Annotated in this window: 10 protein-coding genes; 3 read left to right on the forward strand and 7 right to left on the reverse strand. The window is 57.5% G+C overall.

Annotation, left to right across the window (positions count from 1 at the left end; all coding sequences use genetic code 11):
• Positions 1 to 59: 59 nt before the first annotated feature.
• The 5 genes from FDK21_RS11270 to FDK21_RS11290 form a co-directional block, all read right to left on the reverse strand.
• Positions 60 to 1,619 (reverse strand): di-heme oxidoredictase family protein, encoded by a 1,560-nt coding sequence (locus tag FDK21_RS11270; RefSeq protein ID WP_138148568.1) that lies wholly within the window; start codon positions 1,617 to 1,619, stop codon positions 60 to 62.
• Positions 1,620 to 1,680: 61 nt separating this feature from the next.
• Positions 1,681 to 2,907 (reverse strand): imelysin family protein, encoded by a 1,227-nt coding sequence (locus FDK21_RS11275; RefSeq protein WP_246657556.1) that lies wholly within the window; start codon positions 2,905 to 2,907, stop codon positions 1,681 to 1,683.
• A gap of 326 nt (positions 2,908 to 3,233) precedes the next feature.
• Positions 3,234 to 3,896, reverse strand: a complete 663-nt coding sequence (gene gph, locus FDK21_RS11280; RefSeq protein WP_138148569.1) for a phosphoglycolate phosphatase — start codon at positions 3,894 to 3,896, stop codon at positions 3,234 to 3,236.
• Between the two features lie 31 nt (positions 3,897 to 3,927).
• Positions 3,928 to 4,626: an HAD family hydrolase gene (locus FDK21_RS11285; RefSeq protein ID WP_138148570.1), complete on the reverse strand. Its 699-nt coding sequence runs from the start codon at positions 4,624 to 4,626 to the stop codon at positions 3,928 to 3,930.
• 88 nt (positions 4,627 to 4,714) lie between these two features.
• Positions 4,715 to 5,737 carry a class 1 fructose-bisphosphatase gene (locus tag FDK21_RS11290; RefSeq protein ID WP_138148571.1) on the reverse strand — a complete coding sequence of 341 codons (1,023 nt, stop codon included), beginning with the start codon at positions 5,735 to 5,737 and terminating at the stop codon, positions 4,715 to 4,717.
• 98 nt (positions 5,738 to 5,835) lie between these two features.
• Here FDK21_RS11290 and FDK21_RS11295 point away from each other — a divergent pair, with 98 nt between their 5' ends.
• From FDK21_RS11295 to FDK21_RS11305, 3 genes are all read left to right on the forward strand, one after another.
• Entirely contained in the window at positions 5,836 to 6,762 is a 927-nt protein-coding gene (locus tag FDK21_RS11295) for a LysR family transcriptional regulator (RefSeq protein WP_138148572.1), read from the forward strand.
• A 271-nt stretch (positions 6,763 to 7,033) separates the two neighbouring features.
• Entirely contained in the window at positions 7,034 to 8,974 is a 1,941-nt protein-coding gene (locus FDK21_RS11300; protein WP_138148573.1) for an autotransporter assembly complex family protein, read from the forward strand.
• 113 nt (positions 8,975 to 9,087) lie between these two features.
• Positions 9,088 to 13,092, forward strand: a complete 4,005-nt coding sequence (locus FDK21_RS11305; RefSeq protein WP_138148574.1) for a translocation/assembly module TamB domain-containing protein — start codon at positions 9,088 to 9,090, stop codon at positions 13,090 to 13,092.
• Between the two features lie 78 nt (positions 13,093 to 13,170).
• On the opposite strand, the gene FDK21_RS11310 is transcribed toward FDK21_RS11305, so the two are convergent.
• Positions 13,171 to 13,950 (reverse strand): transporter substrate-binding domain-containing protein, encoded by a 780-nt coding sequence (locus tag FDK21_RS11310; RefSeq protein WP_171022039.1) that lies wholly within the window; start codon positions 13,948 to 13,950, stop codon positions 13,171 to 13,173.
• 13 nt (positions 13,951 to 13,963) lie between these two features.
• Complete coding sequence (locus FDK21_RS11315; RefSeq protein WP_171022040.1) at positions 13,964 to 16,363, reverse strand: EAL domain-containing protein; 2,400 nt, start codon at positions 16,361 to 16,363, stop codon at positions 13,964 to 13,966.
• Between the last annotated feature and the right edge of the window lie 88 nt (positions 16,364 to 16,451).

Below are 16,451 nucleotides of genomic sequence, written 5' to 3' on the forward strand. Positions count from 1 at the left end.
ATACCCCATTCCCACAGACGCCAAGCCAACATTTATCACTTATCGGCATGTCTGTCATATTACAGACTTGTCAAAAAACGGATCAGGGCCTGTCTTTGGTCCGGTTCCATGGCAACCACGGCGTCGCGCTGGCTTTGCGCTTCGCCCCCATGCCACAAAACCGCTTCAAGCAGCGTGTGGGCACGGCCATCATGCAAATAGCTAGCCTTACCGGTTACCTGTTCGCTCAACCCCAGCCCCCAGAGCGGCGGGGTGCGCCACTCGCGGCCATTGGCAACCGCTTCGGGACGATTGTCGGCCAAGCCGTCCCCCATGTCATGGAGCAAAAGGTCGCTATAGGGCCAGATCAGCTGGAAGGATTGCTCGGCGCGGTCCGCCAAGCGATGGGTGACAAAGGCGGGGCGATGGCAGGCGACACAGCCGGTCTGATGAAACAGCATCTTGCCCCGGAGCACCTCGGGGTCATCAACATGCCTGCGCGCAGGCACCGCCAGATTACGGCTATAAAAGGTCACCAGATCAAGGCCGGTCTCATCCACTTCAAAGACGCGGCTGTCGCGATCACCATGGGGCGCTGCGCGGCACAGATCCTGTGCCTTGGTGCAATCGCCCCACGGTTTTTGAAAGAGTGGCGTCGAGATGCCGATATCACCGGAAAAGGCATCGGCTGCCTGTTGGCGGACGGTGGGCATGCCAGCCTTGAGACCGAAACGACCAAGCATCGGACGGCCATGTTCAACCGACCAGACACGATTGGGTCGACCTGAAATACCATCTTCATCGCGATCATCCGGGTCGGCCAAGGCCAGAATATCGGCTGCGGGAATGGCTTCGAGCAGGCCTAGCCCGATCATCGCCGGGGCAACGCGCGGGCTGAGCATTGCACCCTTGTGCAGCGGCCCATAGCCCAGTCCTGTCACCTGGTAGGTCGGCATTTGCAGGGTCGCAGTCTCACCGCCATTGAGCGCAACCTTTTTTTCCTCATAGCTCACTTTGAGCTGATATTCGGCCCCGTGGCCGACGGCACCGAAATCCTGCAGCTGGTAGCCATAGGTTGGATCGGGGCCATAGGCGTGATAGCCCGGTATCTTGTCCTGCAAGGAATGCGAGGCAGCAGGCACCGAAACCCGCAGCAGCATCGAGACCGCACTGTCTTCATCGCTCTGCGGAGGATGGCCACGCCCGTCATTGATGTGGCACCGGCCACAGGAGCGGGCATTGTAAAGCGGGCCGAGACCATCGGAGGCTTTGGTGGAGGAGGGAGAGGAGACCCATAATTTCTCAAACAGGCTGTTGCCAAGCTCGAAATCGAGGGTCTTGTCAAAGTCCATGTTGCCAGAGGGCTGCGCAAAAGCCCGCTCATCCGACTTCGCTTCGACTGTGGCCGCCCCTGCGGACATCCGCTCGAAGGGCTGAGGCTTTGAGAAATCAGACGGGTATGCAGTCACCGCCCTGATGCGGGCACGCTCGGCCTTGGTCCGGGGCACCAGATCAAGGTGGGGATCGTCGTTGATGGCGTCATAGATGACCGGGACGGTCCGGTCTGCTGGACTGAGGGGATCCGCCAACGCTGTCTCTGCAAGGCAGACTGCGGCGGCGAGGATCAGAAATCGGGTCATCAGGATGGTCAATTCGCAGGAGAAAGGGTGCGGCCCTTGAGAACCGCACCCCGCAAGAGATCTATTCAAAAACCTTGCTTGGATTGTCAAGGCTGTCGGAGCCTTCAAACTCAACCTGATCAAGCTTCAAGGCTGAGACCACACGCTCGATGCTCTTGGTCTGGTCGACCAGCGCATCGACGCCCCCCATGATCAGCGCTTCGCCGCCCTTGTTGCCACGCTCCAGCATGGAATCGTAGCTGAAACCGGCTTCCGCTGCCGATTTGATGCGGCCAAGCTTCATCATGGTGGTGGAGAGTTTGCCCCGCAGTTCGGCATCCAGATCCTTGTCGGACTTGGTGACCAGAGCAGACAGGGACGCCCCGTTGACCCGGGTGCCATCAATCCGGACATATTCGCCCAGATAGACATTCTGGATGCCCAGACCATCATAATAATGGCTGTTATGGGTGTTGTCCGAGAAGCAATCATGCTCTTCTTCCGGATCATTCAGCATCAGACCAAGGCGCATGCGCTCACCGGCCTGTTCCCCATAGGACAAGGAGCCCATGCCGGTCAGAATGGTGATGATGCCAGCATTTTCATCGGCGGTCAGTGCCTTGCGTGCATCGCCTTCTGGCGCCCACTGGGCAGACATCCAGCCAAGATCGGAGACCAGCAGATCGGTCGCAGCCTTTAGATAAGCCCCGCGACGGTCGCAATGGCCGTTGGTACAGGCGTCCCCCTTGGCATAGTCGGTCCAGGCGCGTTCCCCGGCCCCATGTGCGTGACCATGGGTGTCCTGACCCCAGAGCAGGAACTCGATCGCGTGGTAACCGGTTGCCACGTTGGCTTCGACACCGTCGGCTTCGTGCAGGGTGTCTGACAGAAGCTCAGGGGTGATGTCGGTTGCGTCGATTTCCTTGCCAGACAGCTCGAATTTCGGATTGGCAATGACATTCAGTGCGGCATAGGCATTTTCATCGGTCGGACCGCCATAGGAGGCATCGACATAATCGATCAGGCCTTCATCCAGCGGCCATGCATTGACCTTGCCTTCCCAATCATCAACGATGGCATTGCCAAAGCGATAGACCTCGGTTTGCTGATAAGGCACGCGAGAAGCCAGCCATGCGGCCTTGGCTTTGTTCAAGTTGGTTGCCGATGGATCGGCGATCAGCGCGTCGACAGCGGACTGCAGCTTCTTCGCCGTTGCAAGGCTGTCTTGGTATTTCGCCTCAGCAATATTGGCATAGGTTGCCAGAATGTCGCTTTTCTCGGATGCCTGGACACCAAAGGTCAGCCCCATCGTGGCGGCAATAGAACCAAAAATCATAAGGTCGCGTTTTTTCATAACGTCGCCCTTTCCCCTTTTTCAATATATCTTGTCGACCCCGACATCCGCCCTGTCAGGGAGGGAAAGCCCCGGCGGTCGACCTTGAACCTCGTGTTTGGCACTGTGTGATCTAAACACGGGTTGCCTCACGCAGCAAAACCTGAATTAAAATCTCAGAAATGTAAAGTTGAATTTTTGATACATAATAAAAATGCTGTTGAGAGCGACTCTCAACAGCACCATATTTGCCATAAAAATCAGATAGTTTCAGATTTATGTATTAATTGCTCTACTCACCTTCAGGCAAGGACATAGGCACGCAGAGCATCAAAATGGGAGAAGGAAAAAGTGTGTGGCAGGCTTTCCAGTGGGGCCTTGCGATAGCCTTCACTATAGAGCGCAAAAGCGGGACCTGCGACACGCGCGGTCTCTGCATCGACTTCGCTATCACCAACATAGAGGCACTGATCGACGCTCAGATTGCCATCCCCCAGAGCAGAAAGGGTGGTCAGCAACGGCTCGGCTGCGGGCTTGCGCTGGGGCAGGCTGTCGCCGCCAATCACTTTGCCAAAATAGTGTGCCATATCCAGTTCCTTCAGGATCAACAAGGTCTGGGCTTCTGGCTTGTTGGTGCAAAGGCCCATCGGGATGCCCGCCTCGGCCAGCGCATCAAGGCAATCGCGGACGCCGGGATAAAGGGTGGTACGCCCGGTCAGAGCGGCATTGTAATGATCGAGAAACGCCTTGATGAAGCTTTTCTGGCTGGCCTCATCCAGAGGCAGGTCAGTGGCCTTGGAGATCCGTTCCACCAGATTGGCAACGCCATTGCCAACAAAGGACCGGATCGTCGGCAGGTCCAAAGGTGATTTGCCCTGATCCTGCAACAATTTCTCGGATGCCCCATGAAGATCTGGAACACTGTCGATCAGGGTTCCGTCGAGATCAAAAATAACTGCCTTCATGGTCTTCCTTTCCTTTGTCAGCGGGCTCGTTTCACGGTCCCGCCTTTCCCGTCGTGATGGCCAGAATATGATCGGGCTTGATATGATCGGACACCCAGTCGGCGGCGCTCAGATCATCTTGCTGGCAATATAGGCTCGGCGTGGCATATACCGCCAGCCCCGCAGCCTTGGCCGACGCGATGCCCGACTGGCTGCCTTCAAAGGCAAGACATTCTTGAGCGGTCAGGCCCAAGCGATCAAGCGCCAAATCATAGAGATTGGACTCGGCCCCCTTATGGCCCATATCCTCACAGGCCGCAACGACTTCGAAGATTTCATCCGCCTCTTGCCCCCAGCAAGAGCGGCACAGGGCCTCTACATGGGGGCGCTTGGCGGTGGTGGCAATGGCCAGCCGCAAGCCCCGATGCAAGGCATGGGCGATCAACTCCTTCACCCCGGCCCGCAACGACAACAGGCCCTCGGACAGCAGATCGCGATAACGGCGCATCTTGGCCTTGTAGATGGCACGGATTTCCGGGTCTTGCAGGGTGCGCAAACCATTGGGATGAGCTTTTTGATAGGCCCGCATCCGTTCCTTGCCACCGGTGATGCGGAGCAATTTGTGGTAGGTCTCTTTCGACCAGTACCAGTCGAGGTGAAAGAACTCGAAGGTGTCATTGAAAGCGCGACGATGCGCCTCCTCGGTTTCCGCAAGGATCCCGTCGACGTCGAAAATCAGTGCCTTGATCATAGTTCCCCCCAATTGCCACCCTGCTTGACGCTCTGTCTGATGGATATGGTAAAGTTTCTCACCCTCAAAAGAGGGCCAAAAGGTGAGGTTATCGTCGGTCTGATGGCACCACGCCGGACAGACGGTCGAGTTCCTCGTCGGACATGGCGTGATAGTCCACGACCCGCGTCACATTGTCCGCCGACCCAAAAACATAAGCGGTGCGCACATGCAGTTTGGGTGCGGTCAGGGACAGAATGTCATTGACACTGTCGGTTGCCCGCCCACCGGCCTGTTCAACCAGAAAGGCGATTGGCGCGGCTTCGTAGACCATCCGCAACCGGCCTGCGCCATAGCCATCACGCTGGTCGGACGGATAGAGAAAAATCCCACCCCGGCTCATGATGCGATGGGTCTCGGCCACCAGAGAGGCAATCCAGCGCATGTTGAAATTGCGACCCTTGGGGCCTTCAACCCCGGCCATGCAGCCATCGATGTAGGTGCGCACGGGCTTGGTCCAGTGGCGATAATTGGACGCATTGATGGCATATTCCGACGAAACCGAAGGGATCGTCACATTCTCTCGTACCAGACAGAAACGGCCACTGTCAGGATCGAGAATGTAGAAATGCGTGCCGTTGCCGAAGGTGATCATCAGTCCTGTCTGTGGCCCATAGATGACATAGCCTGCGGCAATCTGTTCATGGCCGGGGCGCAGAATGCTGGCCTCGGCATCGGCCTTGGCGTCAAACAGCGAAAAAATGGTGCCAATGGAGACATTGACGTCGATATTGCCCGAGCCATCAAGGGGATCGATGGCAATTGCCATCGCACCGTCCGGGTCGAGGGGCAGGATGTCTTCCTGTTCCTCGGAGGCATACCAGCGGACATTGGCAGTGCTGAGCGCAGCGCGAAACAGGTCATCGGCGATGACATCAAGCGCTTTTTGCCCATCTCCGTCGCTGTTCATCTCGCCGACTTCCGTGCCCAGGGCCTGTTCCAGAGGCCCCTTGGCAATGATGCGAGAAACGTCACGCGCCGCTCCACACAAGGCGTCTATGGTGGTGAACAACGCGGCGGGAATGCCGTCGGCTGCGATATTGTGATCCGGTTTCTGTTGAGGCGTCAACATGTTCCCATAAACTCCCACTTGACGGGTTGGTTCTTTCATCCCACAGTTTCAACGAAAGAAAAATTTAAAAATTTCTATCTCATCTTAAAGAAAATCGAATGCAGAAGATCAATGCAGTGACCTTGAAGCAGTTGCGGGCGCTTCGACACGTGGCCGCAGAGGGATCGATTTCCGGTGCGGCGGCCGAGCTTGGTTTGACCGCCCCTGCTGTTCATACCCAGATCCGTAACCTCGAGAAAGCCCTAGATTGCGCAATTCTCGAACAGTCCGGTGCCTTTGGCGCCCGCTTCACACCGGAAGGGCAAGTGATGCTGGAAGTGGAGACGCAGATCAGCGCCAGCCTGACCAACGGTCTGGAGCGCATCCGCTCACTGCAGCATGGCCAGAGCGGGTTGGTGGTGCTCGGTGTGGTCAGCACGGCGAAATATTTCGTCCCCGGCCTTGTCGCCCAGATCAACCGGGCCTTCCCCGAAATTGATGTCATCCTGAAGGTTGGCAACCGACAGGAAATCCTGCGGGAGCTCAATGACAGCAGTCTCGACCTGATCATCATGGGACGGCCGCCCAGAAGCCCGATCAACATTGCCTACAATATTGGTCCCCATCCCCATGTCATGGTGGCCTCCAGTGACAATCCCCTTAGCCATCGCCGCGATATTCCGGCGATGGATCTTCTGGCCGAGACCTTCCTTGCGCGGGAAGAAGGATCGGGCACCCGGTTGCTGATGACCCGCTATCTGGACCGGATCGGCGAGGGCGTGCCCTATCGGATGATCGAGATGGGATCGAACGAAACCATCAAACAGGCGGTGATGGCCGATCTGGGTGTGGCGATGATTTCACAGCATACGGTGACCGAGGAAATCCGGTCAGGGCGGCTGGTGGCGCTGGACGCGCCGGAGCTGCCAATGACCCGGCAATGGTATGTGCTGCATCGCGAGGATCTGACGATCTCCAAGACGACGGAAACCGTGCTTAATTTCATTCTGGCGCAGAATGCCGCGTTTCTGCCAAGGCTCGATTGACCGTCCACGACCCCTCTCCCCGTCATACGGTCCAACAGTTTCAAAGGCTTAAAGGCGCCATTTTGTCCCTGATACGGGTCTTTGGCGAATTAGGCTTCTGTTAACGATATGCTCAGGCTTGTTTGTTAAGCTTGCCTTGTCCGGGTCAAAGATTTTGCCTATATCATGGGTTCAGTCTTGTCATGGTCACCATGGATTATGGCAAATCGCCCCTATCCTACGGGGGCATTTTGCTTTAGGAATCGGGACTGGGTGCTGGAGTGTATTGAGTATGCCATTTGGTCCAAAAGGGAATCGGCTTGATAGCCGCTGCCGTGCTTTCGCGGCGGTGCGCTCACGGCTGTCCGCACCAGCGCTAGCCTTGTTGCTTGCAAGCACCGGCCTCTCGGCCCCCGCACAGGCCTTTGAATTTCTCGGGTTCAATTTCGGGTCCGAAGACAAGAGCGCTAAAGAACAGGATATTCCCGATCCAGTCTCCTATCAGGCCGCTATGTCTGGCATAGAAGGGGACCGCAAGGCGGCGCTCAAAGACGCCTCTGTCCTCATAACCAAACAGGAACAGCCTGTCTCGGGCACGACCGGATTGCTGGTTCGGGCGCGCTCGGACCAGAAACGATTGATTGGTGCCCTCTATCAACAGGGGCGCTATGGCGGGGTTGTCGAGATCCGGGTCAATGGCCAGCCTTATGAGGATGTGCCGCTGGATGCCGACCTTCAAGCCCATGGCCCTGCGCAGGTGGAAATTAAGGTGCAGGAAGGCCCGGAATTTCGCTTTGCTGCGCCAAAGGCGAGCCTGAGCGACGGCACGCCGATTGCCCTTGCGGACTATGGCATCATCGAGGGCAAGATTGCCTTGTCCGAGCAAGTGCTTGAAGCGGAAGACGCGATCGTTGCGCATTATCGACGCGCAGGCTATCCGTTGGCCAAAATCAGCCAGCGCCAGCTCGAAGCCGACCATGATCGTAACCTGCTCGATGTTTCACTTGAAGTGGAAACCGGCCCGCAGGCACGACTGGGTGCCGCGCAGATATCCGGGTCCAAAAGCGTCGATGCAACCTTCATTCGCCGTCAAGCCGATGTACCCGAAGGGACGCTTTACACACCCGAGGCCATTCAGGCGACGGCCAAGCGGCTGCGGGCGCTTGGGGTGTTTGACAGCGTGATTGTCAAGACCGCCGATGAGGTTGGCCCGGATGGTACTGTGCCGGTGCTGATCGACGTCAAGGAACGCAAGATGCGCACGCTGGGCGCAGGGGTCACGGTGGGCAATACCGATGGCATCGGCCTTGAGACCTTCTGGACCCATCGCAACATTTTTGGCCGTGCGGAAACCCTGCGCATCGAGGGAGGCATTGCCCGAATCGGGCAAAATGATTTCGACCAGCTCGACTATGATGCCGCGGTTCTGTTCGCCAAGCCCGGTGTCATTGGCCCGGCCAGCACCTTTGATGCCAAGCTGAGCGTCAAAATCGAGAATCCCGATGCTTTCCACAAGCGTGCCATCAGCGGCGAGGTCGGCATTCGACAGCAAATGTCCGATGAATTGTCCGGCCGCATCGGCATCAATGTGGAATATGCCCGGGTCAAGGACAGCACAAGCTCCCAGACGAGCCTGCTGACAGCCCTGCCGATGGAGTTGAGCTGGGACAATCGCGACAACAAGCTCGACCCGACCGAAGGCTTTCAGGTGCTGCTCGAGGCAGAACCGACCATCAGCGCCAGCGATGACGTGCACTTTTTCAAGATCGGTGCCACCGCGACCGCCTATTATGCGCTTGATGAGGCCAAACGCTTCGTGCTGGCAGGCAAGATCGCCGCCGGGTCGATCATCGGGGCCAACAAGAGCGATATTCCGGCCGACCGCCGTTTCTATACCGGTGGTGGTGGCTCGATCCGTGGCTATGCCTTTCAGGCGGCTGGCCCGCGGGATGCCGCCAACAAGCCATCAGGCGGGCGTTCCTATGCGCTTGTCTCGGTGGAAGGGCGCATGCGGGTGACCGACACGATCGGTCTTGCGGCGTTTGTCGATACGGGCGGCAGCTTCAATTCGACCCTGCCCGGCAAGGATGGCGACTATTATACCGGCGTCGGAGCCGGGATCCGCTATCTCACCCCTGTTGGCCCATTGCGGCTGGATGTGGCTGTTCCTCTGAAGAAAATCAAAGGCGAGCCACAATATGGTGTTTATTTGGGGTTAGGTCAGGCCTTCTGATACGGGGTTGGTTCGTCTTCATCGGACGCCGTGCCCAAGAGATGCTCCGCGTGTGAATGCGTGGACTTGTCGCTGCAACCTGTCACCAGAGATCATGACAATTCGGGGATTAGATGAAAGCTGCTTCCTTCTGGCAAAGTGTTCGTCCTTGGCTCAAGCGTGGTCTGATCGCCGTTGCTGCGCTGTTTTTGCTGATCGGACTTTCCGTCGCGGGTTTGCTGGGCACCGGAGCGGGACGATCTCTCAGCGCCGATCTGATCAACCGCTTTGCCAGTTCTGAGGATCAACGAATTGAGATTACCGGGCTTGATCGCCTGATTGGCGGCGTTCGCATCAAGGGCCTGACGCTGGCTGATCGCGACGGCGTTTGGTTGGAAGCGTCCGATTTCACCTTCACCTACAGCCTGTCGGATCTCTTGTCCCTGCGGCTCTCCTCGGACCAGTTGAGCCTTGGCCGTCTGGTGGTGCATCGCGCCCCGATCAGTGCAGCGCCTGACCCTGCCCCCGTCTCGGATGGACCATTGATCCCCGACCTCCCCGCCCTACGGGCCCGAATCGAGCAAATTGCCATCTCGGAAATCGTTCTTGGTGAAGACCTGCTGGGCAAGCCAGCAAACCTGTCTTTGGCCGGGCACTTGACGATGGAGGATGCTCCGCTGCATGTCAGCGGCGCACTGAGCGTGGCACATCGCGACCAAGGGGACGGAGCGATCAAGGCCAGCTGGGATTTTCTGCCGTCCGAGAACAAACGACAGATGGCGCTGGAGCTGGATGAACCACGCGGCGGCTTGGCCGCCCGACTGCTGGACATGGCCGCGCTGCCTGCTGTGCGCCTGTCCTTGCGCGGCGACGGTCCTGCAGAGGACTGGCGCTCCAAACTGTCCGTATCGCTTGACGGCACCGCAATTGTCGAAGGTGGCCTGACAGCACAGCTGACCAATGAGGCAAAGCAGATCCAAGCCGCATTGACTGGCAATCTTGCGCCCTTTGTTCCCGGCCAGTTGGTGCCATTGGTGGCAGGGAAAAGCCAATTGACGCTGGAGGCCAAGGAACAGGATCAGGTTATCACCCTGTCAACCTTCGACTTTGCCTCTGACCTTGCCCATGTCAGCGCCTTTGGAACGGTGGATCTGGCCAATCAACAGCTTGATGTCTCCTCGGAACTTGCCTTGGGGCAGGATGGGCTCGCCATATCTTTCCAGATGCCCGATGCTGCGCCGGTCCTTGTCGAACCGATTGCCTTGGCAATGCGGATGCAAGGCCCGCTGACGAAAGCCCGGTTCCGGGCGCAACTGGCCGCAGAACGCATTGCGCAGGACGCTTTGGTGATCTCTGAGACAAAAGCGGATTTGGTCGGCTCCGACATTGATTTTCAGGCAGGACAAGGCGCCCTGACGACCGAGTTGACTGTGGCATCCCTCAAGACCGGGTCCGCGCAGGCAGACTCCCTGCTTGAAGGACCGATCCAACTGACGGCTGCAGTCAGTCTGGCCGATGGCAATCTTTCGATTGCCCAAAGCCAATTGAAGGGCCAGCATCTCACCGCCGAGGTTGCGGGCACGGTGGCACAGGACGAACTGGCACTTAAAGGACAGGCGAATGTAAGCGGACTTCGTCGCATCGATCCGCAACTGGCTGGAAGGCTTCTGGCCAAATTCTCGACCAGTGGCCCCCCCGCAGACCCCGCTGTTTCCCTCAATGTAACCGGTCAGGATGTGGCCATTGCCGGCAAAGCGGTCGAAGACCTCATCTTGACGCTGACGGCGGATGCAGCCCCGACGCTAACGCTGGACATGTCTGGGCGCTATGACGACGCCCCCTTGTCGGTCAGCTCTCGAGTGACCAGCGACGAGACGGGTGCCATTGCGATAAAGGATGTGAGCGTCAAGGCACCGGGCGCGGATATTTCCGGTGCTCTGACGGTGTCACCTCAAGGGATTGCTGCTGGCGAGCTGAGCGTCAATGTCGCCGCGCTCGACAAACTCGGTCCCTTGCTCTTGCAACCTGATCTGAAAGGCAGCGTCACAGGCACCCTCAACCTCAATGAACAAGGCGGCAAGCAGGCCGTGTCACTGGCAGCCCGTGCCCCTGATATCAGCCTGCCCGGTGTGCGGCTGGTCAGTCTGGATCTCAATGGCAGTCTGTTCGATCCCGCAGGCACACCGGCCACCAAGCTGACCGCTCGCCTTGACCAACTGACAGCAGGCGGTGAAACCCTGCGTGGCCTCGAAGCCAAGATCGACGGATCCGGTGGGCAACTGCCTTTCACCGCCCGTGCCAGTTTGTCCGGTCAGCCTTTGAGGCTGGATGGTACATTCCTGCAGGAAGATGGCCAGATGGCTCTGGCGCTCAACCGCTTGCAAGCCAGTTGGAAGGGCATTGCCGTCAAGCTGACGGAAGCGACGCAAATTGACCTGAGCAACGGCGCACGCTTCATCAAGCCGCTCACCCTGTCAATCGATGGCGGACGCGCGACCCTGACAGGCGCCGCCGCCGATACGCTTGATCTGACCTTGTCGGTTGCGCAATTGCCTTTGTCGATTGCCGACAAGGTGGCCAAGACGGGAGAAGCGATCTCTGGCTCCTTATCGCTGGAGGCCAAAGTGTCTGGGGCATCGTCGAACCCGCTGGTGCGCTGGACGGGAACAGTGTCAGGCCTCAGCGCCCGGACCATGCGCAACACGGGAACCCCTGCCCTTGGCATTCAAAGCGAGGGGCAGTTTCAGGGCAGCAGCATCGTGATGAAAAACCGCATCACCGGTGGCGGGGCCGATCTTAGCCTTGCCGGGCTGGTGGCTCTGGAGCCGCAGCGGCTTGATCTCGACGTCAAAGGTGGTTTGCCTTTCGGCCTTGCCGCCAGAGCTCTGGCTGATGCGGGAATCCGGCTGGACGGCAATGCCCGGATCGAGGCAAAGATCAAAGGATCGCCGTCCGCCCCGGATGTTTCAGGCCTGATCCGCACCAAGGGCACGCGACTGATCGAATTGTCCTCGGGCGTGGTGGTACGCGATCTGTCCGGTCAGATCGTGCTGGGAAAACAGCAGGCACGGCTTGAATCCTTCACAGGCCGGTTGGGCAAGGACGGGACCTTGAAGCTCGGCGGGACAATCGGCATCGATCCACAGCAAAGCCTGCCCGTTGATATCAAACTGAGCTTGCGCGATGGGGCCTTCAAGCATGAAGATATTTTGACAACCCAGTTCAATGCAGATCTGGCTCTCAAGGGAGCACTGGCAGGCGCCTCGGTGTTGACTGGAACGATCAATCTTTCCAGCACGGAAATTTCCATCCCGGAAAGCCTGCCGGGCAGTATTTCCCCGGTGGCGGTGGAGCATGTGAACGCCACTGGCAAAGTGGCAGAGCAGGCCAAACGCTTCAAGCCAAAGGAAGAGGCCGGTGCGTCGCAGGGCTCCTCCATCGGACTTGACCTCCTGATCGCCTCGCCACGGCGGATCTATGTGCGCGGTCGCGGGCTTGATACCGAAATGGGCGGCACCATCCGGATAACCGGCACGACCGACAGCCCCAACCCGGTTGGTTCGGTGTCGCTTCTGCGCGGGCGAATGGATCTTCTCTCCCGCAGGCTCGATTTTGACAGTGGCACAGTCACCTTCGCGGGCAGCCTTGATCCGGCGCTCGATTTCAGCGCCACCACCACAAATGCCGGGGGCAGTTATACCCTGAGCGTCGGCGGCTATGCGTCTTCGCCGGAGATCGCCCTCTCCTCCTCGCCAAGTTTGCCACAGGACGAAATTCTGGCGCAGATTTTCTTCAATGAGAATATCAGCGATCTGTCGCCGATCCAGCTGGCGCAACTGGCCAATGCGGTGGCGACCTTGAGCGGGGCGAATTCCGGCCCCGGTCTGGTGGACCGGCTGCGCAGTCTGGCAGGCATCGACAATATCGATGTGAAATCGGACGCAGAGACCGGGGAGACAACCGTCGGGGTTGGCCGCTATCTCAATGATCGCACCTACATCAACGTGGAAAAGGGTGCGACCAGCAACTCAGGCAAGGTGACGATCGATCTGGAAATCACCAACCAACTCAAGGCGCGGGGAGAAGCGGACGTGACCGGCAAGTCGAAAGCAGGGATTTTCTTTGAACGTGACTATTGACGCCTGAGACGCGCTTGAGACGCGCCTGAGACGCGTCTGACACGCGTTGCGAACAATCCGCTCACTCCGGTGCCCAGCTCACTTTAGCGACATACGGTACTTTTTCAGGATCGCTGCATGAGTGCCATCCTTCTTCATGGCATCGAGTTGATCCTGCAAGGTCCGAACGATGGCGTCCGGGGTCTTGATGCTCAAGGCCAGATAGAGGGCGCTGCGCTGCAATTCATAGATGACCTCATAGTCTGAGGGCTTCTGTCCCATTTCGGCCAGCTGATACATCGAAACACTGGTTTCGTAGGCAATCGCATCCAGCCGGTTGGCGATCAGTTTCTTGTAATTCTGACCATTGAGCAGGACCGGTTCGATGCGGCTGCGGGGCATGTTGATTTCCTGCAGCAACAGATGGCCTATATCATCCCTGACGGCGCCAATGCGCAGGGTAACCAGATCGCTGAGCGACTGGATCTTCAAGTGCCGTTCCTTCTTGGCGATCACTCCGACCACCGTTGGCACAAATGGACCGACCCATTTGAACAAATATTCGCGGCTCGGGGTGCGGGTTGTCGAGAAAAGCGCTTGATCCTCTTCGGACTGAACCAGCTTGTAGGCACGAGTCCAGGGCAAGAGGCGAATGTCCGCGACGCCCAGCTTGCTGTCCACACGCTTGAGCATTTCAGCCATGATTTCAGTGCTGACCCCTTGAAGGCGGTTGTCTTTGCTGAAATTGAAGGGCGGATAATCCTCGGTCATAATCGACAGGCGATCCACCGGACTGTCGGCCGAAGCTGGCATCAACGCCGCTAGCATGACAGACAAAGCTGCCAGAAACGGGATCACAATATGCTTCCAAATGGCCATCTTGGCCTCCTCCTTACCCGGCCATGGCCCCACTTGCCCACCGGGCATCCTCGATAAATTGATCGATGGGCACCGGTCGGGAATAGTAATATCCCTGCGCCATGTCCGCGGCAAGATCATGGACCCGTTCGGCATCCTCTTCCGTTTCTACCCCTTCAATGACCACATCGAGATTGAGTTCGTGAGTCATGGCAACAATGCCTTGCAGCAAGGTCTGGGTCTTTTGGGCGCGCACCGGATGGGACTCAGCATCTGCCATCATCCGCACGAACGACCGGTCGATCTTGAGAATACTGACCGGAAATTCATTGAGATAGCTGAGCGAAGAATAGCCGGTGCCGAAATCATCCAGCGCAAAGCGGCAGCCAAGGGCACTGATCGCATCAAAAATCTCGCCAAGATGCTCGATCTCCTGCATCAACACCGTTTCGGTGATTTCCAGCACCAGTTTTTCCGGCGGCAAGCCATGTTGCATCAATTTCGTCGCCAGTTTGGCAGGTAGGCCAGGCAGGAACTGCGCCGCAGACAAGTTGACGGTCAGGTAGCAATCCTTGAGCAGCGGTATCGTCTGGAAGGTGGCCAGATGCTCGATCGCCAGATCGATCACCCGATCGCCGATGTCTAGGATTTGCGTCGACTTTTCCGCCGTTTCAATGATTTGTTGTGGCGGCATCAGGCCATTCTCGGGATGATTAAGACGCAACAAGGCCTCAAGTCCCGTCATGCGATCCTCTTGAATGTCAATGATCGGCTGGAGGTGCAATTCGAACCAGTCGTTCGCCAGTGCCTGATTGATCAACTGCTCGATTTCAAGGAACTGACCGGCATGCTGCCCCAGCTTCTGGTCATAAAGCGTGTAACCATTGCGACCGCTATTCTTGCGGTGATACATGGCCACATCGGCAGACTTGATCAGCTCACTGGCGCTTTTTGCATGGTCAGGATAGATGGCAATGCCAATACTGACCGCTACCTTGAAATCGTGGCCGCGAATGCAGTGGGTCTCGCCAAGCGCCTGCTGGATTGCCTCGGCCAGTTCAACCACCCGATCAACTGCATTTTCTCCCTTGACGACAACAGCAAATTCGTCGCCACCGAACCGCCCGACAAACTCATTCTCCTGTGTCAGGCCGCTGACGCGATTGGAAACCAGTTGCAGCAGTTCATCACCCGCCCCGTGACCGAGATTGTCATTGACCCATTTGAAGCGATCCATGTCGAGGAACAACAACCCCATGCTGGAGCCCGTGGCGCTTGCTTCCTCGACACCGAGCCGGATGACGTTGGCCACGCCTTCGCGGTTCATCAAGCCGGTAAGGCTGTCGGTTTCCGCCAGCACGCGCAAGGCGTCCTTCGCCTTTCTCATGCTGGTGAAATCGGTCATCACCGCCAGTGTCATCTGTTCGCCAGTCAGGCTGTCACTGTCGATGGTTTCACGGATCAGAATGTCGATGATCGTGCCGTCCTGTTTGCGAAAGGCACAGGTCACTTCGGCAAATTCACCCGCCTTGAGCCCGCGTGTGTCGGGCTTGTTGAAATATTCGGCCAGATGCTGCTCTGGAATGAAATCGGAAAATCTCCGCCCGATCACCTCAGCTTTCCCATAGCCGGTTTCGGCCAACCAGAAATCAGATACCGCCCGGATCACGCCGTGGGAATCGAGGGAATAGAGCAGAGCCGGGGTGTTGTTATGCCAGTCCGTCAGTCGCTTGTAGGCGCGCTTGATACGCAGGCTTTCGGATTCCAGCTTGTTCTGCATATCGTTGAAGCTGGCAGAGACGCGGGCGATTTCGTCGTCTTCGGTAAACTCCACCAAATGCTTGCGACCAGTTGCCTGCGTCGCGGCAATTGCCTTCATCAATCGGAAAATTGGACGGTCGATCCAGTAGCGATTGAAGAACAAAGCCGCGAGCAAAATGGCGCCAATCGAAATCGACATCAGAAGCAACGACTTCAACACGACCGACCAGATGGTTTCGGTGATGCCGAAGTGATCGAAATGCAACTGCAGCCGCCCGACCTTGACAATTTTCCCATCGACCTCACGCTCAACTATGGTGCTGAGAACCGAGTGATCGCCATGGCTATACCAATGATCTTGCGTGGCACTTTCAACGCTGACCAGCAAGGTCTCGCGATGGTCATAGATCCGGACCTCGCAGATATTCTTTTCCAGCAGCATGGTGTCCGCCCAACTGGGCAGGCTGTCATAATCGAAATCCCACAGAGGTTTTTCCAGAGAGGCTGCGTTGGTCGTCAGAAGCGCATTGTTGCGATCGTTGAACTCATCATTCAGGGACCGCTTCATGACGCCCACATAGATGGCAAGCAACGGCACATTGACGACCAGCAAGGTCAACAACATGAGGGCCATGAATTTCCGATGAATCGACTTGCCTAAATATGCTCGCATGCAGAGTCTCTTGTTCTTTTCTTGCATCCAATCATATGGACGTAAAGAAAATAAGAATCCCTCCAATTTCCCCTAAGTATTTTTGCTG

Origin of the sequence: Cohaesibacter sp. CAU 1516 (assembly GCF_005771485.1) — a bacterium.
GTDB lineage: Bacteria > Pseudomonadota > Alphaproteobacteria > Rhizobiales > Cohaesibacteraceae > Cohaesibacter > Cohaesibacter intestini.

What these genes read in the sequence shown, in the direction of transcription:
- FDK21_RS11285 (WP_138148570.1), bottom strand. Translation starts at nt 4,626, where the DNA reads ATGATCAAGGCACTGATTTTCGACGTCGACGGGATCCTTGCGGAAACC.
- FDK21_RS11315 (WP_171022040.1), bottom strand. Translation starts at nt 16,363, where the DNA reads ATGCGAGCATATTTAGGCAAGTCGATTCATCGGAAATTCATGGCCCTC.
- gph (WP_138148569.1), bottom strand. Translation starts at nt 3,896, where the DNA reads ATGAAGGCAGTTATTTTTGATCTCGACGGAACCCTGATCGACAGTGTT.
- FDK21_RS11290 (WP_138148571.1), bottom strand. Translation starts at nt 5,737, where the DNA reads ATGTTGACGCCTCAACAGAAACCGGATCACAATATCGCAGCCGACGGC.
- FDK21_RS11305 (WP_138148574.1), top strand. Translation starts at nt 9,088, where the DNA reads ATGAAAGCTGCTTCCTTCTGGCAAAGTGTTCGTCCTTGGCTCAAGCGT.
- FDK21_RS11275 (WP_246657556.1), bottom strand. Translation starts at nt 2,907, where the DNA reads ATGGGGCTGACCTTTGGTGTCCAGGCATCCGAGAAAAGCGACATTCTG.
- FDK21_RS11300 (WP_138148573.1), top strand. Translation starts at nt 7,034, where the DNA reads ATGCCATTTGGTCCAAAAGGGAATCGGCTTGATAGCCGCTGCCGTGCT.
- FDK21_RS11310 (WP_171022039.1), bottom strand. Translation starts at nt 13,950, where the DNA reads ATGGCCATTTGGAAGCATATTGTGATCCCGTTTCTGGCAGCTTTGTCT.
- FDK21_RS11295 (WP_138148572.1), top strand. Translation starts at nt 5,836, where the DNA reads ATGCAGAAGATCAATGCAGTGACCTTGAAGCAGTTGCGGGCGCTTCGA.
- FDK21_RS11270 (WP_138148568.1), bottom strand. Translation starts at nt 1,619, where the DNA reads ATGACCCGATTTCTGATCCTCGCCGCCGCAGTCTGCCTTGCAGAGACA.